This window comes from Paracoccus sp. TD-10 (assembly GCF_048270675.1).
GTDB lineage: Bacteria > Pseudomonadota > Alphaproteobacteria > Rhodobacterales > Rhodobacteraceae > Paracoccus > Paracoccus pantotrophus.
The window spans coordinates 733,542-756,451 of sequence record NZ_CP182418.1; the positions used below are offsets into that span (position 1 = coordinate 733,542).

At 66.1% G+C, this 22,910-nt stretch carries 25 protein-coding genes; 18 read left to right on the top strand and 7 right to left on the bottom strand.

All coding sequences use genetic code 11. The features are described from left to right. Positions 1-4 precede the first annotated feature (4 nt). Together ACNKFW_RS03600 and ACNKFW_RS03605 are read left to right on the top strand one after the other, a co-directional pair. The gene (locus ACNKFW_RS03600) at positions 5-4,099 is read left to right on the top strand and encodes a hypothetical protein (RefSeq protein ID WP_418024732.1); all 4,095 of its coding nucleotides are present in this window, start codon (positions 5-7) and stop codon (positions 4,097-4,099) included. Between the two features lie 64 nt (positions 4,100-4,163). Continuing rightward, positions 4,164-4,490: a phage holin family protein gene (locus ACNKFW_RS03605; RefSeq protein ID WP_147427654.1), complete on the top strand. Its 327-nt coding sequence runs from the start codon at positions 4,164-4,166 to the stop codon at positions 4,488-4,490. 99 nt (positions 4,491-4,589) lie between these two features. Here the strand turns inward: ACNKFW_RS03605 and ACNKFW_RS03610 are convergent, their stop codons facing one another. Beyond that, on the bottom strand, positions 4,590-5,009 hold the full coding sequence (locus ACNKFW_RS03610) for a hypothetical protein (RefSeq protein ID WP_116220829.1): 420 nt from the start codon (positions 5,007-5,009) through the stop codon (positions 4,590-4,592). 223 nt (positions 5,010-5,232) lie between these two features. On the opposite strand from ACNKFW_RS03610, the gene ACNKFW_RS03615 reads away from it, so the two are divergent. From ACNKFW_RS03615 to ACNKFW_RS03625, 3 genes are read left to right on the top strand one after another with little or no spacing between them, the layout of a single operon-like run. Next, positions 5,233-6,057 (top strand): N-acetylmuramidase domain-containing protein, encoded by an 825-nt coding sequence (locus ACNKFW_RS03615; protein ID WP_147427655.1) that lies wholly within the window; start codon positions 5,233-5,235, stop codon positions 6,055-6,057. A 3-nt stretch (positions 6,058-6,060) separates the two neighbouring features. Next, positions 6,061-6,261 carry a hypothetical protein gene (locus tag ACNKFW_RS03620; protein ID WP_147427656.1) on the top strand — a complete coding sequence of 67 codons (201 nt, stop codon included), beginning with the start codon at positions 6,061-6,063 and terminating at the stop codon, positions 6,259-6,261. Further along, entirely contained in the window at positions 6,261-6,389 is a 129-nt protein-coding gene (locus ACNKFW_RS03625; protein ID WP_418024733.1) for a hypothetical protein, read from the top strand. The genes ACNKFW_RS03620 and ACNKFW_RS03625 overlap by 1 nt, the downstream gene beginning before the upstream one ends. Positions 6,390-6,739: 350 nt before the next feature. Here ACNKFW_RS03625 and ACNKFW_RS03630 read toward each other — a convergent pair whose 3' ends face one another. The 3 genes from ACNKFW_RS03630 to ACNKFW_RS03640 all read right to left on the bottom strand — a co-directional run bounded on the left by ACNKFW_RS03630 (position 6,740) and on the right by ACNKFW_RS03640 (position 9,037). Continuing rightward, on the bottom strand, positions 6,740-6,895 hold the full coding sequence (locus tag ACNKFW_RS03630; RefSeq protein ID WP_155984340.1) for a hypothetical protein: 156 nt from the start codon (positions 6,893-6,895) through the stop codon (positions 6,740-6,742). A 95-nt stretch (positions 6,896-6,990) separates the two neighbouring features. Further along, positions 6,991-7,778, bottom strand: a protein-coding gene (locus ACNKFW_RS03635; RefSeq protein WP_088238952.1) for an IS5-like element ISPme2 family transposase whose coding sequence is annotated in 2 segments (ribosomal slippage) — positions 6,991-7,442 and positions 7,442-7,778 — 789 coding nt in all. Because the reading frame shifts where the segments join, the coding sequence is not laid out codon by codon here. Between the two features lie 518 nt (positions 7,779-8,296). After that, the gene (locus ACNKFW_RS03640) at positions 8,297-9,037 is read right to left on the bottom strand and encodes an N-formylglutamate amidohydrolase (RefSeq protein ID WP_147427657.1); all 741 of its coding nucleotides are present in this window, start codon (positions 9,035-9,037) and stop codon (positions 8,297-8,299) included. Positions 9,038-9,157: 120 nt separating this feature from the next. Between ACNKFW_RS03640 and pyk the strand changes: the two genes are divergently transcribed. From pyk to pheT, 9 genes are all read left to right on the top strand, one after another. Further along, entirely contained in the window at positions 9,158-10,603 is a 1,446-nt protein-coding gene (pyk, locus tag ACNKFW_RS03645) for a pyruvate kinase (RefSeq protein WP_024843599.1), read from the top strand. Positions 10,604-10,643: 40 nt separating this feature from the next. Then, entirely contained in the window at positions 10,644-11,129 is a 486-nt protein-coding gene (locus ACNKFW_RS03650) for a hypothetical protein (protein WP_114669538.1), read from the top strand. 108 nt (positions 11,130-11,237) lie between these two features. Further along, the gene (rpmI, locus tag ACNKFW_RS03655; RefSeq protein ID WP_024843601.1) at positions 11,238-11,438 is read left to right on the top strand and encodes a 50S ribosomal protein L35; all 201 of its coding nucleotides are present in this window, start codon (positions 11,238-11,240) and stop codon (positions 11,436-11,438) included. Positions 11,439-11,450: 12 nt separating this feature from the next. Then, positions 11,451-11,810: a 50S ribosomal protein L20 gene (gene rplT / locus ACNKFW_RS03660; RefSeq protein ID WP_011748559.1), complete on the top strand. Its 360-nt coding sequence runs from the start codon at positions 11,451-11,453 to the stop codon at positions 11,808-11,810. Between the two features lie 199 nt (positions 11,811-12,009). Further along, on the top strand, positions 12,010-13,371 hold the full coding sequence (locus ACNKFW_RS03665) for a cytochrome P450 (protein ID WP_147427658.1): 1,362 nt from the start codon (positions 12,010-12,012) through the stop codon (positions 13,369-13,371). A 31-nt stretch (positions 13,372-13,402) separates the two neighbouring features. After that, positions 13,403-13,747: an arsenate reductase family protein gene (locus ACNKFW_RS03670; protein WP_024843603.1), complete on the top strand. Its 345-nt coding sequence runs from the start codon at positions 13,403-13,405 to the stop codon at positions 13,745-13,747. A 60-nt stretch (positions 13,748-13,807) separates the two neighbouring features. Beyond that, positions 13,808-14,890, top strand: a complete 1,083-nt coding sequence (gene pheS / locus ACNKFW_RS03675) for a phenylalanine--tRNA ligase subunit alpha (RefSeq protein ID WP_418024734.1) — start codon at positions 13,808-13,810, stop codon at positions 14,888-14,890. Next, positions 14,887-15,498, top strand: a complete 612-nt coding sequence (locus ACNKFW_RS03680) for a hypothetical protein (protein WP_143091250.1) — start codon at positions 14,887-14,889, stop codon at positions 15,496-15,498. Before pheS ends, ACNKFW_RS03680 begins: the two co-directional genes overlap by 4 nt. 218 nt (positions 15,499-15,716) lie before the next feature. Then, a complete protein-coding gene (gene pheT, locus ACNKFW_RS03685) occupies positions 15,717-18,104 on the top strand; it encodes a phenylalanine--tRNA ligase subunit beta (protein ID WP_147427660.1) in 2,388 nt (795 codons plus the stop codon). Positions 18,105-18,150: 46 nt separating this feature from the next. Here pheT and ACNKFW_RS03690 read toward each other — a convergent pair whose 3' ends face one another. Continuing rightward, positions 18,151-18,753, bottom strand: coding sequence for a sulfotransferase family 2 domain-containing protein (locus ACNKFW_RS03690; protein WP_024843607.1), 603 nt, complete (start codon positions 18,751-18,753; stop codon positions 18,151-18,153). A 71-nt stretch (positions 18,754-18,824) separates the two neighbouring features. Beyond that, positions 18,825-19,526, bottom strand: coding sequence for a glutathione S-transferase C-terminal domain-containing protein (locus ACNKFW_RS03695; protein ID WP_028710093.1), 702 nt, complete (start codon positions 19,524-19,526; stop codon positions 18,825-18,827). A gap of 97 nt (positions 19,527-19,623) precedes the next feature. Here ACNKFW_RS03695 and mscL point away from each other — a divergent pair, with 97 nt between their 5' ends. Then, on the top strand, positions 19,624-20,061 hold the full coding sequence (gene mscL, locus ACNKFW_RS03700; protein WP_024843609.1) for a large conductance mechanosensitive channel protein MscL: 438 nt from the start codon (positions 19,624-19,626) through the stop codon (positions 20,059-20,061). A 154-nt stretch (positions 20,062-20,215) separates the two neighbouring features. Continuing rightward, entirely contained in the window at positions 20,216-20,674 is a 459-nt protein-coding gene (locus ACNKFW_RS03705) for an Lrp/AsnC family transcriptional regulator (RefSeq protein WP_024843610.1), read from the top strand. Positions 20,675-20,760: 86 nt separating this feature from the next. Here ACNKFW_RS03705 and rpsU read toward each other — a convergent pair whose 3' ends face one another. Further along, entirely contained in the window at positions 20,761-20,967 is a 207-nt protein-coding gene (gene rpsU, locus ACNKFW_RS03710) for a 30S ribosomal protein S21 (RefSeq protein ID WP_011748553.1), read from the bottom strand. 124 nt (positions 20,968-21,091) lie between these two features. On the opposite strand from rpsU, the gene ACNKFW_RS03715 reads away from it, so the two are divergent. Further along, positions 21,092-21,778 carry a COQ9 family protein gene (locus ACNKFW_RS03715; RefSeq protein ID WP_024843611.1) on the top strand — a complete coding sequence of 229 codons (687 nt, stop codon included), beginning with the start codon at positions 21,092-21,094 and terminating at the stop codon, positions 21,776-21,778. Positions 21,779-21,789: 11 nt separating this feature from the next. Further along, positions 21,790-22,767: an NAD(P)H-quinone oxidoreductase gene (locus ACNKFW_RS03720; protein ID WP_036747255.1), complete on the top strand. Its 978-nt coding sequence runs from the start codon at positions 21,790-21,792 to the stop codon at positions 22,765-22,767. Positions 22,768-22,910 lie beyond the last annotated feature (143 nt).

The window sequence follows — 22,910 nt, forward strand, 5'->3', positions numbered from 1 at the left end:
ATGCATGTCATTCCAGAGCGATGCGAACGCGACCTATGTGAACGGCCAGGCGGTCGACAAGAACGAGGTGCGAAGCCTTTGGGGAATGGTCGACTGGGTGGTCTCCAATGGCGGCAAAATTTTCACCAACCGCGCCGAAGCGGTGAGCTTCGGCCAGGACAGTCTGCCCGCGGCGCTGGGGCGCATCATCACGCTCGAGGGTAATTACCTGGTCATGCGCGGCCAGGGCCAGACCGAGGATGATCCGCTGTTCGAAACCGCGCCCCGCTGGGGCGTCCTCGTGCGCATACCCAACAGGGCTCTGGTCGAGTCGATCAGCAACCTTGGCGACGTCCTTGCCCTGCAGACCGATACCGAGGCGAGCACGGCGCAGTTGGTGGTGGCGACCATCCCGGCCGCGCAGGCCCACATCTCGCTCAATGCGGGTCAGCTGCTGCGCTTCCGCTGGCCGTTCACCAATACCGGTGCGGATCCGGTCATCACTATCGGCGGGACTGCCTATACGATCCAGCGCCGGCTTGGCGGCGATCTCCAGCCCAGCGACCTGGTGGGCGGTTTCCGCTATACGGGCTACATCTACACCAACGATCCCGCGATCATCCGGCTGTCGGAATCGGTTGGTGCTTCCGACATCAACGGCCTGCGGGGCTCGCTGGAGGCTGGCTCGATCATCCCGCTGGTCAATATCGGCGGTACTGGCAATGCGATCACCGCCGACCTTGCGGCCCCAGCCGTCGCCGCCGGCGTCACGGTCACGGGCAGCCTGTCGGTTCGCTATATCCCGGCCGAGACCAATACCAACGATGCCGAAACGGACGTGACGTTGCACGTTTCGGGAGATGAGCCGCGGATCCTGCGCACCGAGGACGGCGGGCGGCTGCCCGCGGGCTACTTCGTTTCGGGGCGGGCCTATACGCTCGACAGGCGGGGCGGTGGGGGCTGGCGCGTTTCGGCGGGCGGGACAGCGCGCGCCGATCTGACCTCTGTCGTCGGAACCTCGGGTACGATGCGCCTGACCAATATCGCCGGCACGGGCAATGACATCACGGCCGACCTGGGCGTGCCCTTCGCCGCTTTGTCATCGATCGCCAAGATCGAATACATCCCGACCCTCGCCAACGAAGAAGGCCAGGTCTACCTGTCCATCGGCGGCGGCGCGCAGGTGCAGGTCTTCTCGCTCAAGGGCGGCGGCAACCTGCCTGCCGGATATTTCACTCCGGGCGTCAGCTTCATCCTGGCGCGACGGACTGCCGGGTGGCGCGTGGTCAACAGCAACCTGGATTCTACGGATATTCCCTCGATCCAGGCGCAGGGCGGCAAGATATTCTCGTCGGTTGCGAATGCGATCAGCTACGGGCAGGCGTCTTTGCCGGCATCCCTTGGCAAGATCTACATCGCTTATGAGGGGTTCCTGCAAATCCGGTCGCCGTCTTCGCAGGTGTCGCCCTTGTTCGAGACCGCACCCTATTGGGGCGTCGAGACGCAGCTGGCATCGAACTATCCGATCAGTCGCTTCGGCCTCGTGCAGTTGACCGCTCCGACGCTGGTCGATGACACCTATACCGCGGCCGTGGCCGCTGCATCCGAAACCCAATTCCTGATCGGCTCGGCATCGAACAACAACAAGTTCCTGTTCACCCCGAATGTGAACAGCCCGGCCAGCCCCCGGCTGGTGGTCTCGACCTATTCCGAGACCGCCTATCCCATCGTCTCGAAATCGGGGGCGCAGCTGCCGGCCGGGGCGCTGAAGGCGGGCAGCACCTATATCCTCGCCCGGGTGGGCTGGAACGTCTATCGCGTGCTAAACGAGGACGCGCCCGAGGTGCCGCCGAATCTGGTCCAGCGGATCGGCGAGCTTGAGATCGGGCTGGTCTCCGAAACGGGCGCGCGCGAAGTCGCAGATGACGGCATCCGGGCCGATGTTGCGGCGCGCGACAATGCCCGCATCGCCGACATCGCCGAGCTGCAGGACCGGATCACCTCCTTCGAGTCCGGCACCCGGATCGTCGGGGACTGGGACGCCTCCAGCGGCGCATTCCCGGCTGCCCGGCCGGATGCATCGCCCATCGAGGCCGGCGATCAGTGGAACGTCACCGGCGCCGGTACCGTCGATGGCGTGAGCTTCGCCCCGGGCGACATCCTGACCGCGCTGGCAGATGGCGGCGGCGAAACCTATGCCGACACCTGGTCGCGCCGCGCCGGCACGGCCACCATCGCCGCGCAGGTCTCGACCACCGAGCCCGGTGTCTCGGTCCAGCACTTCCTGGACTATGCGAACTACCTGTTCCCGTCCCGCGCCGCCCTGCTGGCGGTCGGCATCCCCATGGGCGTTCGGACCCTGTCGTTCAGGCATGGCTACCTGGTGCTGGAGGTCACCCGGACGGACGATCCCGATCAGTCCTGCCTGATGACCGCGGATGGCGCGCTATGGGCACCCAAGGGCCGGCCGACGCCGATCCATTTCGGCGCCGTGGGCGACAAGACTCCAGGCGTCCCGGCGACCGACGATACGGTTCCGGTTCAGGCTTGGCTCGACTGGCTCAAGCGCAACCAGGCCTGCGGCTGGCTGCCCGGCGGTTTCTGGTACCAGCTCACCTCGGTGAACCTGTGGTCTGATAAGCCGTTTTCCATCATGGGCGACGGCTGCCGCACCTGCGGGTTCTATGTCAGCAACCCGGATCGCCGGTCCGCTGGCCTAAAGACGACGCATCCGATCACGCCGTCTATCCGCTCGATGCAGATCGACCTCTACGATTTCATGCTGTCGAGCGACGCCGGCAACAAGGCCCCGCTGTATGAGCATCGCTTCACCTCGGGGCTGAAGATGCATCGGATCTTGTTCACGGCGCAGGGTAACTGGGGAACGGCCGACCATTCGTATGCCGTGCTGTCAAAATGCTGGAACGTCGATCTGTCGGAGATCACCTCCTGGCGCGGCGGGGTTTATTTCGCGCCGTTCGAGATCCCGCTCAACCAGCGTTTCAACATGACCTTGGGCAGCGACCGCATCACGGCGGACGGCGGCGATTTCGCATTCACCTCGGCCATGGAGGGCAAATATCTCAACCTGATCGGCGACGGCCGAGGCCAGGCCTTCCTGATCGCCGAGGTGATCAGCCCCACCGAGATCCGCACCGAGGCCGTCGCAGAGGCAGGCTTCCCCTCGGCGCGGGCGACGTTTGGGCATGTCCGGGGCACCATCGCTCAGGGCAGCGATATCCTCGTCCTGGAGGCGGATGTCCTGACGGCTGATGATGAGGGGCGCCGGGTCTATGTCCATGGCGCCGATCAGGACTGGCAGGGACAGCCGTTGCCGCTGGTCACCCGCGTTGCCGCGGTCAACGGACCGAACATCACCCTCGACCACGAGGCAGGGCGTTCGGTGGCTCTGACCGAACTGATCTTCGATCCGGTGTTCGATTTCGGGGACGAGAAGGTCGGCGAGGTGAACGAGTTCACCAACGACTTCAAGTTCAAGGATCTGCATATCGAGCGGTATTCCGGCACCGCCCTCGTGGCCACCGGCACCCGGACGGACGGCGCCTCGATGAAGCTGCACGGCAATGCTATGAACGACGGCTGGGAGGTCCATGCCCTGCAGTCGGGCATCCAGGGCTATCTCTATAACTGGTATGGTCATCTGGACGGGGCTTTCGAGCAGATGTCGGTCGGCAACGACACCGGCCGCATCATGATCACCGGCAACAAGAGCGTCTGCAACTTCGGGTTCATCTCGGCGGTGCTCAGGTATGACTTCCCGGCGATCTGCATGGACCTCAACGCAGACGGGGCGCTGGTCAATGTCGAGGGCATTCATCACATCTCCGGCAACGCCACGCAGGAGCTTTTCCGGGATGCGCTGAAGGTCAAGGGTGCGGGCAAGATCACCTGCGGCTTTATCGGCGGCGGCGGAAACTCTCCGCAGCGGCCGCTGGAGAATGTCGGTTTCTCGGTGCCCACCGTGACGGTCAGCACCTTGCCCGACCCATCGAAGGGGCCGGGGCCGATCTATGTCAGCGATGCGCCCGGCGGGTCCATCCTGGCATTCTCGGACGGCCTGCACTGGCTGCGGAGCGATGATCGGTCGATCGTCGGGTGAGCTAACGGCACCCATGACCTGCACCCGCTTCGGCGGGATTTTTTTATGCGCAAATGGAGAGACGATGGATACACCCCCTGAACCCGGCCTGATCGAGGCCATGCAGAAACTGATCGGCGGGGCAGGGACGGCCATGGTCGCTGCCGTCGTCGGTCGCCTGATGTGGCATGCCGGCGAGGTCCGGGCCCGCCGCCGCCCGGCCTTCGGGTTGTTCATGATCTGGGAGCTTCCGATGGCCATCGGGATGGCGCTGATCGGTGATGGCGCTGGCGAATACCTGGAACTGACTGACCCGCAGACCGTGGCGCTGATCGCGGTGCTGTCCTACCTCGGCCCGCGCGGCATCTGCGCGGCGCTGGAGCGCTGGTGGGTCAATCGGAGGGCACCGTAAACGCCCAGCTCTGCCGCCAGCCCCTCCAGCGCGGCAATCGTCGCGTCGTAGCTGTTCCCGGCCTTCGGGAACCGCGCCTTGCCTGAAGCCCGGCCTCTCTCAGTTCGCGAAGGCGTCGATCAGGTTCAGCACCGCGAGGATCTTCCGGGTGCCGCTGTCGACGCGGTAAATCCGGCCATCGTCCCGGTAGTAGTTCCACCCCCGGCGCTGCTCCAGGCCGTACCGGTCCAGATCGCGGATCAACAGGTAATCGCCGATGCGTAGCGTATCGCCGACCCGGGTGCCGTAACGTTTGCCGACCTGACCGGGCGGAATGCAGGGCGGGTTCTTCTTGGCGAGGCCGGGCGGGCAATCGGTCACATAGCGGACCGGCGCGCGGTGGCTGTCCCTGTGGCCGCGGTCGTCGTGATGACGCGCGGGCCCGCCTTTGCCATGCCCGCGTCCAGGATCGGCGACGGCCGGGGCCGAACCAAAGGTGGCAACGGTCAAGGCGGTCAGCAGCATCGGTGCCAGTTTCATCGTTCGTGCTCCGTAGAATTCACAGAGCAATATAGCTTTGGCCCCAGCGGCAGTTGCATCACAAAAACATGCGCTGGCGGAAAGCTGCCAGCGAGAACATCCGGGAACCGACCCAGATCGTTCCCGAACCGGTCAGTTTAGAACCGGGACCATTTCGCGAATGAACGTGGAACATCCCACCCATCGCCTTGCCCCGCGCGGGGCTTTTTCATTGGAGAAACGCATGATCCCAGCAGGGTTCAAGGGCCGCGCCACGCGGCTCACCGATATCGACGTGGCGCGCACGGCGCGGCTGATCGGCGCTGGCGAGGATGAAATCCGCGCCGTGATCGAGGTCGAGACCTCGGGCGGCGGCTTCGACGGCAAGGGCCGGCCGAAGATGCTCTTCGAGCCGCATGTGTTCTGGCGCGAGCTGGGGCCGGGGCAGAAGCGCGCCACGGCCGAGGCTTCGGGCCTGGCCTATCAGCGGTGGGGCAGCGCGCCATATCCGAAGGACAGCTATCCGCGCCTGGCGCTGGCCATGAAGATCGACACGAATGCCGCGCTGCGCTCGGCCAGCTGGGGCCTGGGCCAGATCCTCGGCGACAATCACAAGGCTGCCGGCTTTGCGACGCCCGGCGACATGGTCGAGGCGTTCTGTCACAGCGAGGTCGCCCACCTCGAGGCGATGATCGGCTTCATTATCTCGGAGGGGCTGGACGATGAATTGCGCCGGCATGACTGGTCCGGCTTCGCCCGCGGCTACAACGGCCCAGGATACGCGACCCATGGCTATCACACGAAGCTCGCCGCGGCGTTCAAGAAATGGCAGGCGATCCCGGACACGCTGGCGCCGGCATGCCCGAAGATCGGCCTTGGCAGCCGAGGGGATGCGGTGCGCCACGCCCAGCAACGGCTGACTGAGCGCGGCTTCGACACCAAGGGCGTGGACGGCATCTTCGGCGCCAATACCCGCGCCGCCACCGTCGCTTTCCAGAAATCCGCCGGCCTCAAACAGGACGGCGTCATCGGGCCCAAGACCTGGGCCGCTCTTCTCAAGGAGAACTGATCCATGAATTCCGTATTCGTCCGCATGGCGATCTATGTCCTGTCGCCGCTGCTCACCATGCTGGCCGGCCTGCTGGGCGGCTGGGGCGTCTCCTATGACGCCACCTCGCACATGCTGACCATCAACGTCGAGACGGTGATCGCCGCCGCGGTCGCGGCCGCAGGCCTCTCCGGCGCGGTCTTCGCCAGATGGGGGGTGAGGTAGTGCGCTCGCACTATGACGCGGCGCTTGCCGCTTCCTTGGTTGCCGGCCTCACGGTCGGCGCCGCCTTCGCGGCGGTCGCGCTGATCACGGCCCAGGCGATGGGGGTGCCGGCAGTTACGCCGCGCTGATCTTGCCTAGTCGATGCATAGACCGCTCTCGGTTCAGTCCCGAGGGCGGGCTTTGTGCTCCTGATGCGGCTCAGTGCCCGGAATGAGTTTACAATTCTCCCCGTAAGCGTCTGAAAATTTTAGAGGCGTTCATTCCCGAGTTTACCGGATAGCACATTGTTCTTGTTCGATTTTGGCACGCCCTCCGGGCCTACCAGAACACCTTTCGCAGACGTTCGCAGTAACCCAAAAACGCCTTAATTTCAGGGTGTTTACGGGTATTGTCGTTCTCGGGTGCTCACGTTCGTTCGCGGGCATCCTAGACAGAATCATGGTATCAACATCCTGCCGATACCATGCGAACGAAGGGCCTAGGCCACCAGCATCGGCGTCCCGTTCACCTCGTCGTGCAGATCAACCAGCGCCTTCAACTTCTCGTCGTGAACCCAGATGTGGGCGCCGTCCTCCTGGTACATCGACCCGTTGGCGAACTGCAGCAGCTTGCTGGTCAGGACGGCGGCGTTCACTGCCTCGACATCATAGACCTCGCTGACGAGGGTACGGGTCGGGCCGCTGAATTTTACTTGATTGTCCGCGGTGTCCCTTGTGCGGTGCTATTAGGTCATGTTGACAAATGGCGGAGCCAGAGGCGGATCGACGTGATGTCGATGAAGCCCAGGAAGCTTTCGGCGGTCTTGTCGTAGCGGGTGGCGACGCGACGGGCATTCTTGAGCTTGTTGAAGCACCGCTCAACGAGATTGCGCAGGCGGTAGAGCCTGCGGTCAACGGCGACCCGTAGCTTCCGGGTTTTGCGCATGGGGATGACCGGCACCACGTCGCGCACCTCCATGGTCTTGCGGATGTTGTCGGAGTCGTAGCCGCGGTCTGCGAGCAGAACGCTTGGCTCGGGCAGGTTGTCAGCCATGACCAGATCGAAGCCGAGGTAGTCCGATGTCTGCCCGGCCGTGATCTCGGTTCTCATGGGCAGGCCTGCCGCATTGACCCGCAGATGGATCTTGGTCGTGAAGCCACCTCGCGAGCGGCCGAAACCTTGGCGCGGAGTCCCCCTTTTGCGCCCGCTGCCTGATGATGAGCGCGAACCACGGTGCTGTCGATCATCTGCAGCGCATCCGGCACGATCCGGCTCTCGTTCAGCGCCTCCAGGATCTGTTCCCACAGCCCCGCCAACGTCCAGCGCCGGAACTGCCGATAGACAGACGACCATTTGCCGAACTCTTCCGGCAGGTCGCGCCAGGGCGACCCCGTTCGGGCGATCCAGAAAATCCCATCCAGAACAAGCCGATGGTTCGTGGGCTTGCGGCCGTTCGGAGAACGGACAGCCAGGATGAAGCGTTCAAAGAACGCCCACTCGTCGTTCGACATCAGGTTTCGTGCCACGCTGGTCTCCATTGCAGATACCAGCTTGAATCACGATCACCGCGCCCGGTGAATCCCTTTTGTCAACACGCCCTAGCGCAGAAGGCCCTTGTTTTGCTGGTGTTTCGGCCCTTCCGTCAGGGTTTTGCCAGACAGTCAAGTCACTTGATTGTTCGCGACCCTCGGATCGCCCCTGCGGACGCCCGATTTGAAAAGGGCCTTCATGCAGGAGGCCCAGCCTCTGCGGGGACTTGATAGGTTCTCGAAGGCTTCGAAAGGGTTTTTCGAGAGGCCCTTTCAATCCGGCCAAGACACGGCCGACCGCCCCTCGACGGCGACCATCCTTCATTTCTGATGTCCCCGGCCCCCCTCGGAGCAGCACCTTCAAGGGCCATCAAGCCTTGGCAATCAAAGCCTTTTTCCGCGAGCCCACGCATTCAGGCGGGTATTCCCACATTCTTCGATTCAGATGTCCCGTATCCTTCGTCCTGGAATCGCCTTGTCCATCGACAAGGCGGCCGCCCGTCATCCCCCGCCTGCACCCAGCCGTTTCAGACGCCGCGCCGGTCCAGGAAGCCTGCCAGCACATCGGCCAGGCGGTCGGCCCAGAGCTGCTGGCCCGCCGCATCGGCGATCAGATCGTTCCTGACCTCGATCAGCACGTTGGGTCGGCCCTGCGCCAGGGCATGGCGGTCGATGGAATCGCCGTCCAGGTGGCCGGAATAGGGCTCGTTCTCGCCGGTGATCCAGCCCAGGTCGCGACATTCGCGCACCAGGGCGGGGCCCAGCCGCTTGTCGCGATGCGAATAAAGCACCCCCACCGCCCAGGGCCGGCGCGGCCGGCCGCGCAATTGCCGGGTAAAGCTGTGGATTGCGCAGATCGCCCGGCGCGGATGCTTTGCCGCCAGCCGGGCATAGGCCTCGTGATAGGGGCGGTAAAGCCGGTCGAGCCGCCGTTCCCGCTCGGCCGCGTCGATGTGGCGGTTGGCGGGAATCACCGTGCCGTCATAGATGCGCATCACCAGCGTCGGATCGTCCTCGCCCCGGTTCGGGTCGATCACCAGCCGCGAGAAATCCGACAGGATCGCCGGTGCGTCCAGCCGCTCGGCCAGCGCCCGCGTCAGCCCGGCCGCGCCCACGTCATAGGCGATGTGGCGCGCCATGTCCTCGGGCGCAATGCCCAAGTCGCCGCCGCCGATCCAGCCCGGCACGCGGTTCGTCGCATGGTCGCAGGTGATCAGCCAGCGCGAGGGCCGGTCCTCTCCGATCGTTGAATAGGGCTGTGCCGTCATTCGTCTGTCGCCTTTCCGCAGCATGGTTTAGGCAATCGCCGGACCAAGCACCAGTTGCCGCAGGCGCCCGGATAGGCCATAACAGCAGCGACGATAGCGCAAACATGCACGGAGAGACGGATGAGACGGCATCGCAAGGTCAAGATCGTGGCAACCCTGGGCCCCGCATCCAGCGATTTCGCCACCATCCGGGCCCTTTTCGAGGCCGGCGCGGACGTGTTTCGCCTGAACATGAGCCACGGCACGCATGAGGAACAGCGCGCCCGCTATGACATCATCCGCCGGGTCGAGGCCGAATCGGGCCGGCCCATCGCGGTGCTGGCCGACCTGCAGGGGCCGAAGCTGCGCGTCGGCACCTTCGCCCAGGGGCCGCACGACCTGGCCGATGGGCAGGCCTTCCGCTTCGACCTGGATCCGGCGCCGGGCGATGCCAGCCGCGTCCAATTGCCGCATCCCGAGATCTTTGCCGCGCTGGAGCCGGGCGCCGAACTGCTGGTCAACGACGGCAAGATCCGCCTGCGGGTCGAAGCCTGCGGCGCGGATTTCGCCGATTGCACGGTGACGGCGGGGGGCGCGATCTCGAACCGCAAGGGGGTGAACGTGCCCGACGTGGTGCTGCCGCTGGCGGCGCTGTCGGAAAAGGACCGCGACGATCTGGAATTCGCCTGCGCGATGGGCGTGGACTGGCTGGCGCTGAGCTTCGTGCAGCGCCCCGAGGACGTGATCGAGGCGCGCGAACTGGCCAAGGGCCGCGCCGCCATCCTGTCCAAGATCGAAAAGCCCGCCGCCGTGCGCGCGTTTTCCGAGATCCTCAAGGTCTCGGACGGGATCATGGTGGCGCGCGGCGACCTGGGGGTGGAACTGCCGGTGCATTCCGTGCCGCCGATCCAGAAGCGGCTGGTGCGCGCCTGCCGCGCGGCGGCCAAGCCGGTGATCGTGGCCACGCAGATGCTGGAATCGATGATCGAAAGCCCGATGCCGACCCGCGCCGAGGTCTCGGACGTGGCCACCGCCATCTACGAGGGCGCCGATGCGGTGATGCTCTCGGCCGAAAGCGCGGCCGGCGCCTATCCGGTCGAGGCGGTCGCCACCATGGACAATGTCGCGCGTTCGGTCGAAAGCGATCCGACCTATCGCGACATCATCGAAAGCTCGCGCAGCGCCAAGCGCCAGACCGTGGCAGATGCCATCGTCGCCGCGGCGCGCGAGATCGCCGAGACCACCGACATCTCCTGCATCTGCGCCTTCACCCAGTCGGGCACCACCGCCAGCCTGACCGCGCGCGAGCGGCCGCGGGTGCCGATCGTCGCCATGTCCTCGGAACAGGACACGCTGCGCCGGCTGTGCCTGACCTGGGGCACGCATTGCGTGCAGACGCCCTCGCTGGAGCGTTTCAAGCAGGCGGTGGTCAATGCGGCCAAGGCGGCGCGCGATTTCGGCTTTGCCGACGAATCGAACCAGATCGTCGTCATGGCCGGGGTGCCCTTCAACGTGCCGGGCACCACCAACATCCTGCGCATCGCGCCCTGCGATGAGCGCTTGATCTATCGTACCGATCCGGAATAAGGCGCGGGTTCAAAGAGATCCGCAACGGAAAGGTGATCCGATGATCGATATCCTGCTGCTGGCCGGGGTGGCGCTTTGCGCGCTCTCGGTCCTTCTGGCCATCCTGTCGGTGGCGCGCACGCAGGCCCCCCGAGGCGCCGCGATCCTGCTGGTGCTGGGCATCGTGCTGCTGCTGGCGGGCGGCTGGCTCGATCAGCGGCCCTTCGGCATCCAGTCCCTGCAGGAAAGCTGGCAGCGGCTGGTGAGCGGCGAGGTGACGACCGGCACCGACCCGGTCACGGCGCCCGCGCCCGAGGCCCCGGCCGAGGAGGCGCCGGAGGAAGCCCCGGCCGCCGATGCAGCCGCGACACCGGCTGCCGAAGCCCCCGCGGCCGACACACCCGCGGCCGAACCCCCCGCAGTCGAAGCGCCCGAAGCGGCGGAGCCCGAGGCCGAGGCCCCGGCGGCGCAAGAGCCCGCGGCCGAAGAGCCTGCCGCCGACGCCGCAGATGCAGGCGAAAGCGAGGCGCCGGCCGAGGGTCAATAACCCTTGCCAATTCGTGCGTGTCCGCTTATAGGGCACGCTTCCACCCGCGCGGCCGGCCGAGATGGCATTGCCGAGTCGCGCGTTCACTCTGACCGCAAGGAGAGTAAAATGCCGAAGATGAAGACCAAATCGGCCGCCAAGAAGCGGTTCTCGATGACGGCCTCGGGCAAGGTCAAGGCCGGCCCGGCCGGCAAGCGCCACGGCATGATCAAGCGCTCGACGAAATTCATCCGCGACGTGACCGGGACCATGATCCTGTCCGATGCGGACGCGAAGATCGTCAAGAAATACATGCCCTACAACCGCTAAGGAGAACCGGACATGGCACGAGTCAAATCGGGTAAGATCACCCACGCCCGCCACAAGAAGGTTCTTGACGCGGCGAAAGGCTATTACGGCAACCGGTCGCGCAACTTCCGCACCGCGACCCAGGCCGTCGACAAGGCCAACCAATACGCCACCCGCGACCGCAAGACGCGCAAGCGCAACTTCCGCGCGTTGTGGATCCAGCGCATCAACGCCGCCGTCCGCGCCGTCGATGCCGAGATGACCTATTCGCGCTTCATCGCCGCGCTGGCGAAAGCGGGCATCGAGGTGGACCGCAAGGTTCTGGCCGATCTGGCCGTCCACGAGCCCGAGGCCTTTGCGGCCGTCGTGGCGCAGGCGAAAGCCGCCGCCTGAATCGGGGCGGGCGGATGAAACGGAGAAAACCCGCGTTCTTCCCGGCGCGGGTTTTTTCATGCCCGGATGCTGGAGGGAGAGGGGGGCTTTGCCCCCACACCGGCCCGGCCCCTCGAAGGGGCCGGGCCGGCGTTCCCCCAGGATATTTTGACAAGAAAGAAGCCGGGAGCTTCGGTCCTGCCGGCGAGGTCTTGCGCTGATGTCCCCCGATCGCCCGCCCAACCGCTATCCTGTGCGCGTGCCGCTGCACCACAAGCCGATGGGGGTGATCGCCAGCGCCATGACCGCGCGGCGCAACGTGCTGGAGCTGATCCCCGACCTTGCCACCCGTCAGCCCATGGTCTCGGGCAAGACCGGCAAGCGCTGGCACATGGTCATGGACCCCGAGGCGCTGCGCCGGGTGCTCAAGGATCGGGTTGAGGACTATCCGAAATCCTTCGTCACCCGGCTGATCCTGGAGCCCGCCATCGGCAATTCGATGTTCGTGGCCGAGGGTGCGCATTGGCGCTGGCAGCGCCTGGCCGCCGCCCCGGCCTTTGCCCAACGCCATGTCGAGGCGCTGGGTCCGGTGATGACCGCTGCCGCCGAGGCCAGTGCGCAGCGGCTCGCGGCGGCCGACGGCCCGGTCGATGTCTTTGCCGAGACCGTGGCTGCGACCTTCGAGGTGATCTCGGACGTGACCTTTTCCGGCGACGAGGGTTTCGACCGCGACGCGGTGCACCAGGCCATCGACGCCTATATCGCCGGCACGGCGCGGATTTCGGTGCTGGACATCCTGGGTTTGCCCGGCTGGATTCCGCGCCCCGGCCGGCTGTTTTCCGGCGGTGACCTGCGGCGGATGAAGCGCGTCGCCGACGAGGCGATCCAGGCCCGCGCCCGGTCGGGCCCGCGTGCGGTGCCGGACCTGTTGGACCTGCTGCGGGCCGGCGAGGATCCCGAGACCCATCGCCGCATGACCCCGGCCGAGCTGCGTGACAACCTGCTGACCTTTATCGTCGCCGGGCACGAGACGACGGCGCTGACGCTGGCCTGGGCGCTTTACCTGCTGGCCTTCGATCCGCAGGTCCAGCACCGCGCCGCCATCGAAGCGGGCACGGTGCTGGGCGGTCGCGCGGCGACCGCCGCCGATCTGCCGCGCCTGACCTATATCCGGCAGGTGGTCGAGGAAGCGCTGCGCCTTTATCCGCCCGCGGCCTTCCTGTCGCGCACTGCCCGCATCCACGACACGCTGGGCGGGCGCGAGGTGCGGCCGGGCGACACGATCATGCTGCCGATCTATGCACTGCATCGCCACCGCATGCTCTGGGACGATCCCGACCGCTTCGACCCCGAGCGTTTCGCCCCCGGCGTGACCCGCGACCGCTTTGCCTTCCTGCCCTTTGGCGCCGGTCCCCGGATCTGCATCGGCGCCAGTTTCGCCTTGCAGGAGGCGGTGATCATCCTGGCCACGCTGGTCGCGCGTCTGCGCTTCGAACTGACCGCACGCCAGCCGCAGCCGCGCATGATCCTGACGCTTCGGCCGCATGGCGGGGTCTGGCTGACGGTTTCCGAACGCTCTTGAAAGCCCGGCCGGCCCGCGCCAAAGTCGCGCCATGATCACCATCTATCACAAGCCGACCTGCTCGACCTCGCGCAAGGTCTTGCAGATGATCCGTGACGCCGGGTACGGGCCCGAGATCGTCGATTATGCCCGCGAGGGCTGGACCCGCGCCCAGCTTCTGGGCCTGCTCGCCGCCGCCGACGTGACCCCGCGCCAGGCGCTGCGGGTCAAGGGCACCGATGCCGAGGCGCGCGGTCTGCTGGATGCCGGCGATGCGGACATTCTGGCCGCCATGGTCGAGAACCCGCTGCTGGTCGAGCGTCCCTTCGTCTGCGGCCCCGGCGGCGTGCGGCTGTGCCGCCCGGCCGAGCTGGTGGCGGAAACCTTCGCCCGCTGAGGCTTTTCCCTGCGGCCCCCACGTGCTATCGGCGCAGGCAAACCGCAAGGAAGCCCGCCCATGTCCGACCTGACCGTTCTTCGCCAGTCCTATCTCGACCGCATCTCGACCGCCGCCGATGGCGACGCGCTGGAGCAGGTGCGCCTGGCCGCCCTTGGCAAGAAGGGCGAGATCAGCGGCATGATGAAGGAACTGGGCCGGATGACGCCCGAGGAGCGCCAGACCCGAGGCGCCGCGCTGAACCGGCTGAAGGACGAGATCGACGCCGCGCTGCGCGCCCGCAAGCAGGGGCTGGAGGATGCGGCGCTGGATGCGCGGCTGAAGCAGGAATGGCTGGACGTGACCCTGCCGGGCCGGCCGCGGCCGCAGGGCACCATCCACCCGATCAGCCAGGTCACGGAAGAAGTCACCGCGATCTTCGCCGACATGGGCTTCCGCGTCGCTGAGGGCCCGCAGATCGAAAGCGACTGGTTCAACTTCGATGCGCTGAACATCCCCCCCGAGCATCCCGCCCGGCAGGAGCATGACACCTTCTTCATGGCCCGCGCGGCGGACGACCCGCGCCCGCCGCATGTGCTGCGGACCCATACCTCGCCGGTGCAGATCCGTGCCATGCAGGCCAGCGGCGCGCCGATCCGGGTGATCTGCCCGGGCCGCGTCTATCGCATGGACATGGACCAGACCCATACGCCGATGTTCCACCAGGTCGAGGGGCTGGCGCTGGGCAAGGACATCTCGATGGCGAACCTGAAATGGACGCTGGAGGAGTTCTGCCGCGCCTTTTTCGAGGTGGACGAGGTCGAGCTGCGCTTCCGCGCCTCGCATTTCCCCTTCACCGAGCCCTCGGCCGAGGTCGACATCCGCTGTTCCTGGGAGGGCGGCAAGCTGACCATCGGCCAGGGTGAAAGCTGGCTCGAGATCCTGGGCTCGGGCATGGTGCATCCCAAGGTGCTGGCGGCCGGCGGCATCGACCCCGAGGCATGGCAGGGCTTCGCCTTCGGCATGGGCATCGACCGGATCGCCATGCTGAAATACGGCATTCCCGACCTGCGGGCATTCTTTGAAAGCGATCTGCGCTGGCTGCGGCATTACGGGTTCGCGGCGGGGGACATGCCGAGCGTGAGCGGTGGGCTGTCGCGGTGAGGGATGCCCCTTCGGTTGGTCGGACCGAGGAGTATGATTTCTCCGGGGCGCTGACGCGGATATGGACGATCGGAGGGATTGCCATATCTGTATCTGCCTTTTCTGTAGGTATAAAGACGGCACTTGTCACCGCGGCCGTTCCAGAGCTCAGCCCCGAAATGCAAGAGCCTTGGTTGATCGCGGTTGCACTGATGGCCCTGTCTTTGCCCGCCATGACGTTTTTCACGGTGGTTCTTTTCCTAGATCTGCGCAAGCTCTGGCAGGTTCTCATTATGCCTCGTTCACAACGCCCTGTCGGCAGGATGATCGGCGAACTGGACCTGACCATCGCCGTGCTTTTTGGCGCGATATCGGCGTCCTGGGGTGTGATCCACGTTTCTGCTTCGTGGTTCAATCTTGCCTTCCCCGGTGCGGTTGTAGGTATTGCACGGCATGTATTGCTGATCCCAGAGAATCACGCTTATTTTTTCTTTACAGTATTTGCCGTTACATTTTCTGCTCTGGCTTTTGGCGGAACCGAAAACAGGTATTTACGCGGGTTTTTTCAGCTCTGCTTTATTCTGGTTTGCTGCGGGCTACTGGTTTTTTGGGCCGACCTTCTTCTTTAGTCGCAGAGTACTCTTCGCGATTGGTCATCGTAAGAATCGTTGTCTCCGCCGATGCGACGCAATACCCGCTTGCTAAGAAACCTGCGCGTAGCCGCGACCGCGCACGGGCGAAGTTTGTCGTCGGGTCGCGACAAGGGCCCTGCGCATCCGGCTCCACCACCCTACCAATCCGCCGCGCCATGCGCTAAGGGTCGCGCAAACCCGACGGAGCCGCCGCAATGAAATTCACCCTCTCCTGGCTCAAAGAGCATCTCGACACTCAAGCCTCCCTCGATGAGATCACCGAGGCGCTGACCGACCTTGGCCTCGAGGTCGAGGGCGTGGCCGATCCGGCTGCCAAGTTGAAGACCTTCACCCTGGCCAAGGTTCTGCATGCCGAGCAGCATCCCGATGCCGACCGGCTGCGGGTCTGCAAGGTGTTGACGGACGAGGGCGAGAAGCAGATCGTCTGCGGCGCCCCCAATGCCCGCGCCGGCATCACCGTGGTGCTGGCCAAGCCCGGCGATTATGTCCCCGGCATCGACGTGACCCTGGGCGTCGGCAAGATCCGCGGCGTCGAAAGCCATGGCATGATGGCCTCGGAACGCGAGCTGGAACTATCGGAGGAGCATGACGGTATCATCGAGCTGCCCTCGGGTGAGGTGGGCGACAGGTTCGTCGATTGGCTGGCCGCGAACCGGCCCGAGGCCGTCGATCCGGTGATCGAGATCAAGATCACCCCGAACCGCCCCGATGCGCTGGGGGTGCATGGCATCGCCCGCGACCTTGCCGCGCGCGGGCTGGGCCGGTTGAAGCCGGTCAGGGACGTGACCGTGCCGGGCAGCTTTGCCTCGCCCATCCAGGTGGCGATCGCGCCCGAGATGGCACCGAAGGCGCCGTTCTTCAGCGGCCGGCTGATCCGCGGGGTCAGGAACGGGCCGTCGCCGGACTGGCTGCAAAAGCGGCTGACCGCCATCGGGCTGCGGCCGATCAACACGCTGGTGGACATCACCAATTTCTTCACCTTCGACCTGAACCGGCCGCTGCATGTCTTTGATGCCGACAAGGTCAAGGGCGACCTGACCGTGCGCGCCTCGGTCGAGGGCGAGGCATTGCTGGCGCTGGACGGCAAGACCTATGCCTTTGCCCCCGGCACCATGATCATCGCCGACGAGGCCGGCCCGGAAAGCATCGCCGGCATCATGGGCGGCGAGCATAGCGGCTGCTCGGACCAGACGGTGAACGTCTTCCTGGAAAGCGCCTATTGGGATCCCATCGCCATCGCCACGGCGGGCCGGGCGCTGAAGATCAACTCGGACGCGCGCTATCGTTTCGAGCGCGGCGTGGATCCGGCCTTTACCCAACCGGGCCTGGAACGGGCGACGCAGATGATCCTGGAGCTTTGCGGTGGCGAGGCCTCCGAGGTGGTGACGGCGGGCGCGGTGCCCGACACGACCCGCAGCTACCTTCTGGAACCGGCGCGGGTCAGCAGCCTGGTCGGCATGGACATCCCCGAGGCCGAACAGCGCGCGACGCTGACCGCGCTGGGTTTCCGGCTGGAGGGCGACCGGGCCTTCGTGCCCAGCTGGCGTCCCGATGTGCAGGGCAGCGCCGACCTGGTCGAGGAGGTGGCGCGCATCGCCAGCCTGACCAAGCTGCAGGGCCAGCCGCTGCCGCGCCCGCAGGCGGGCGTGCCGCAGCCGGTGCTGACCCCCTTGCAGCGCCGCGAACAGGCGGCGCGGCGCATGGCAGCCTCGCTGGGCTACAACGAATGCGTGACCTACAGCTTCATCGACCATAAGGCCGCGGCGCTGTTCGGTGGCGGTTCCGACGCGGTCAGGATCGAGAACCCGATCAGCAGCGAGATGACGCATATGCGCCCCGACCTGCTGCCGGGCCTGCTGGCGGCGGCGGCGCGCAACCAGGCGCGCGGCTTTGCCGATCTGGCGCTGTTCGAATGCGGCCCCGTGTTCAGCGGCGGCGAGCCGGGCGAGCAGGACCTGCACCTGTCGGGCATCCTGGTCGGGGCGAATGCGGCGCGCGACCCCTATGCCTCGCGGCGCAAGGTGGATATCTACGACGCCAAGGCCGATGCCGAGGCGGTGTTGCAGGCCATCGGCGCGCCGGCCAAGGCGCAGATCAACCGCAAGCTGGACGGCTGGTGGCATCCGGGCCGGGCGGGGAACATCGCGCTGGGGCCGAATGCGCTGGCGACATTTGGCGAGATCCACCCTCGCGTGCTGCGGCATTTCGGCATCAAGGGTGCGGCGGTCGGCTTTACCATTCGCATCGCCGCCGTGCCGCTGCCCAAGGTGAAATCGCCCTCGCGCCCGGCGCTGGTGCTGTCCGACCTGCAGGCGGTCGAGCGCGACTTCGCCTTCGTGGTGGATGGCGGCGTCGAGGCGCTGGCGCTGGTGAACGCGGCGGCGGGTGCGGACAAGGCGCTGATCGAGCGGGTGACGGTTTTTGACCAGTTTACCGGGCTGGAAGGCGGCAAGAAGTCCATCGCCATCACCGCGCGGTTGCAGCCGCGGGAAAAGACCCTGACCGATGCCGAGATCGAGGCGGTCAGCGCCAAGATCGTCGAAAAGGTCGGCAAGGCCACCGGCGGCGTGCTGCGCAGCTAGGGCGGGCCATGGGGCCGGGGTCCGCGCCCCGGCCTGATGCCCCGGTTCAGTCGGTGAAATAGCCCAGCGTCTCGAAATCGCGGGCGTAATGGTCGCGCACCCGGATCCGGTCCACCTGGTCCCAGGCGATCCCCAGCGGGTCGGGGCGCAGGTCGTGGGGCAGGCTTTCGGGCGGGGCGACGCCCAGCCATTCCGCCATGCGGGCGAGGGGGGCCTGCAAGCCGTCCTCGAAGCGGAAGGTCTCGACTTCGCTGCCCAGGAACTCCCATTGCGGGCGCAGGTGGTTGTCCAGGCAGAAGGGCTCGCGCTTCTGGCGGTTCAGCCAATCCTCCAGCCAGAGCGAGAAGACGGGCAACCCCTTGAAGAAATTCTCTTTCGCCAGATGCACCCGCATCCGGTATTCGCTGGCGACGCGGTCGTAGGGGTTGCGCACCACGGTCAGCACATGGTCGAAATAGCCCTCGCCCAGCAGCGCGCGGATGTCCTGCATGCGCAGATGCTGCGGCGTGCATTTCATCGCCGCGGGGATGCCCTGGCTGAACAGGCGCAGCGGCGCGATGCCCAGCATCCAGTTCTCGACCGAGGTGCCGCCGGTCTTGGGGATGTGGATGAAAAGGATACGTTTTCCGTTATGCTCGATAAAAGGCATGAGACCGTCCGCGATGTTTCCCGGACGGTCCATGAATCGCGTATCGGTTGCAAGCCCTGCCGCGATGCCGGTCAGGCGGCCCCGACCTCGATGCCGCGCTGCACGGCGGGACGGGCCAGGAAGCGTTCCAGATAGGCCTGGACGTTGGCAAAGCCATCCATGCCGGTCTCTGTCTCGGCCTCGTAATTCACCCGGACCGTGCGCAGCCAGGGCCCTACGGCCATGTCGGCGATGGAATATTCGCCGGTGATCCAGTCGCGCCCCTGAAGCTGGCGGTCCAGCACGCCCAAGAGCCGCCGCGCCTCGTCGTAATAGCGGGTGCGGGGACGGGGATCCTCGATCTCGCTGCCCTTGTAGCGGTGGAAATAGCCGACCTGGCCGAACATCGGCCCGACCCCGCCCATCTGCCACATCAGCCATTGGATGGTGTGGTAGCGCGCCGCACCCGAGGCGGGCAGGAACTTGCCGGTCTTGTCGCCCAGATAGATCAGCATGGCGCCGGTTTCGAACAGGCCCATGGGTTTGCCGTCCGGCCCGTTCGGGTCGATCATCGCCGGGATCTTGTTATTGGGGTTCAGCGACAGGAATTCGGGGGTGAACTGGTCCTCGGGGTCGGAGATGCTGATGCGATGCGCGTCATAGTCCAGCCCGCATTCCTCGAGCATGACCGAGGTCTTGATGCCGTTCGGCGTGTTCAGCGTGTAAAGCTGGATGACCTCGGGACGCCGGGGCGGCCAGCGGCGGGTGATCGGAAATTCGGATAATGCCGTCATGTCGTTTCCTGTCCAGTCCTGTCTCATGTTGCAAGGGGTTAGCGTGATGTGGCAGCCTTTGCCGGAACGCGTGCAACAGGCCGGGAAAGGTAAGCCCATGTTCAAGGAGTTCAAGGAATTCATCGCCCGGGGCAATGTCATCGACCTTGCCGTCGGCATCATCATCGGCGCGGCCTTCACGGCGATCGTGAATTCGCTGGTCGCCGACCTGATCAACCCGATCATCGGGCTGCTGACCGGCGGCACGGATTTCAGCGGGCATTACCTGGTGCTGAAGGGCGAGGTTCCGCCGGGCGCCAGCCTGCAGGTGGCGCGCGATTCCGGCGCCTCGGTCTTTGCCTATGGCGCCTTCCTCTCGGCGGTCATCAACTTCCTGATCGTCGCCTGGGCGGTGTTCCTGCTGGTCAAGGCGGTGAACAAGGTGCAAAGCGCCGCGATCCGCAAGAAAGAGGCCGAGGCGGCCGCCCCCGCCGGCCCGACGCAGGAGGAGCTGCTGATGGAGATCCGCGACGAGTTGCGGGCCCGCAGCGTCTGAGGCGGAAGCGGCCGGCCAAGGCGGCGGCGCGGCGCCCTGGGGTCGTGCCTTGCTGCCTGTTGCGGTGATTTTCGCTTATATCCGGCCTCTGGCGGCGCTATGGTCGAAGAAACCGGCGCCGACCGGCGCCCGCGAGACAGGGATCGCCCCGATGATCGAGCTTGACGCGACGGATCGCCGCATTCTCTCCGTCCTGCAACGCGACGGGCGCATGACCAATGCCGATCTGGCAAACGAGGCCGGGCTTTCCCCCAGCGCCTGCCACCGCCGCGTGCAGAGGCTGGAGGAGGCTGGGGTGATCCGCGGCTATGTCGCGCTGCTCGACGCGCGCAAGCTGGAGCGGCCGACCACGGTCTTTGTCGAGATCACCCTGTCGGGCCAGGCCGACGAGTTGCTGGAGGCTTTCGAGCGCGCCGTGCGCACCATCCCCGACGTGCTGGAATGTCACCTGATGGCCGGTTCGGCGGATTACCTGCTGAAGGTGGTGGCGCAGGATACCGACGATTTTGCCCGCATCCACCGGCAGCGGCTGGCCAAGCTGCCGGGCGTGCAGCAGATGCATTCCTCGTTCTCGCTGCGCACGGTGGCCTTCACCACGGCGCTGCCGGTGTGAAGGAACCGGGATGAAAGGAACCGGCGTGAATGAAAAACCCCCGCGCATGGCACGGGGGTTTTCCTGAAACGAACGTGTCGCTCGTCTTACAGCGCGCCTTCGCGTTGCGCTTTCTTGCGCGCCAGCTTGCGGGCGCGGCGGACGGCCTCGGCCTTTTCACGGGCCTTCTTGACCGAGGGTTTCTCGAAATGCTGCTTGAGCTTCATTTCACGGAACACCCCCTCGCGCTGAAGTTTCTTCTTCAGAGCACGAAGCGCCTGTTCGACGTTGTTGTCGCGAACACTTACCTGCATGTGGTTGTCACCACCTTCCTAGGTTAAAGTTGAGCTGATTTGCAGGACGCGGCCTTCTAGCAAGCCGAATCGGCTTTGTCCAGATTTTCCGGACCCGCGCCGCACGAAGAAAAAGGAGAGTGCCATGACGGATGACCGCGAGCGGCTGATCGAGGCCGCGCTGTCCCACGTCATCTTCGAGGGCATGGGCGACAAGGCCATCGCCGAGGGCGCGCGCGACATCGGCATGAACCCGGCCCTGGCGCGGGTGCACCTGCCGCGCGGCGGCGCGGATCTGGCCGCCGCCTATCACCGCCGGGGCGACCAGGCGCTGCGCGACTGGCTGGCGGCGCATCCGCCCGAGGGCCGGTTTCGCGACCGGGTCTCGGCGGCGGTGATGCGGCGGCTGTCGCTCAGCAACCGCGAGCTTGCACGGGCAGGGGCGGCGATCCTGGCCTTGCCGCAGAATGCGGCGCTTGGCGCGCGGCTGGTCTGGGAGACGGCCGATGCGATCTGGGACGGGCTCGGCGACCGCTCCGAGGACGTGAACTGGTATTCCAAGCGCGCGACGCTGTCGGCCGTCTATGGCGCGACGGTGCTTTACTGGCTGGGCGACGATTCGCCCGAGGCCGAGGAGACGCGCCGCTTCCTGGACCGCCGCATCGAAGGGGTGATGCGCTTCGAAAGCCTGAAGGAACGGGTCGGCGGACTGCCCGGCGTCTCGACCCTGGCCGGGCTTGCGACGGGCTGGATCAGGCGGCCGGAAAATCGCAATCTGCCCGGAGCGTTGCGCGCAAATCCGCGCGCCCGGACAGAAGGAGGCGACGGGTGATTCCCGATGTGATGCAGGCAATCGAGATTTCATCCCCCGGCGGGGCCGAGGTTCTGCGGCCGGTGACGCGGCCGGTGCCGGTGGCCGGGCATGGCCAGATCCTGATCCGCGTTGCCTGGGCCGGGGTGAACCGTCCCGACGTGCTGCAACGCGCCGGCTCCTATGCGCCGCCACCGGGGGCCTCGGACCTGCCGGGCCTGGAATGTGCCGGCGAAGTGGCGGCCGTCGGTCCGGGCGTCACGTGCTGGAGGCCGGGCGACCGGGTCTGCGCCCTGCTGCCGGGCGGCGGCTATGCGCAATATGCGACCTGTCCCGCAGACCACGCCCTGCCGATTCCGCAGGGGCTGTCTCTGCGCCTGGGCGCCGCGTTGCCCGAAACCGCCTTCACTGTCTGGTCCAACGTGGTCATGCGCGGCGGCTTGCAGCCGGGCGAGCGCTTCCTGGTCCATGGCGGCTCATCGGGCATCGGCACCATGGCGATCCAGATCGCCAAGGCGCTGGGGGCGCGGGTCTGGGCGACGGCAGGCTCGGCCGAGAAATGCGCGGCCTGCGAGAAGCTGGGCGCCAGGGCGATCAATTATCGCGAGGAGGATTTCGTCGCCGTGCTGCGCAAGGCCGGCGGCGCCGACCTGATCCTGGACATGGTCGGCGGCGACTATATCGCTCGCAATATCAAGTGCCTTGCGGATGACGGCCGGCTTGCCATGATCGCCTTCCTCGCCGGGCCCAAGGCCGAGATCAACTTCGCCCAGATCATGGCCCGGCGGTTGTCGGTGACCGGTTCGACCCTGCGGCCGCAATCCGACCTGGCCAAGGCGCGCATCGCCACCGAACTGCAGGAGCGGCTCTGGCCGCTGGTCGAGGCGGGGGCGGTGCGCCCGTTGATCGACAGCACCTTCCCGCTTGCCGAGGCGGCCGAGGCGCATCGCCGCATGGAGGGCAGCGGCCATATCGGCAAGATCCTGTTGCGGGTTTCGGCCGCGGATTGACTGCTTCGGCGACTATGGCACGGCCCGGAGCCTCCGGCGGGGATATTTGGGCAAGAAAGAAAAGCACACACCCCGCCCGCCGGAGCTGAAGGTCGGGGTGTGGCTTCTTCCTTGACGGCCATCGGCGTCCCCGCCTGTTCCGT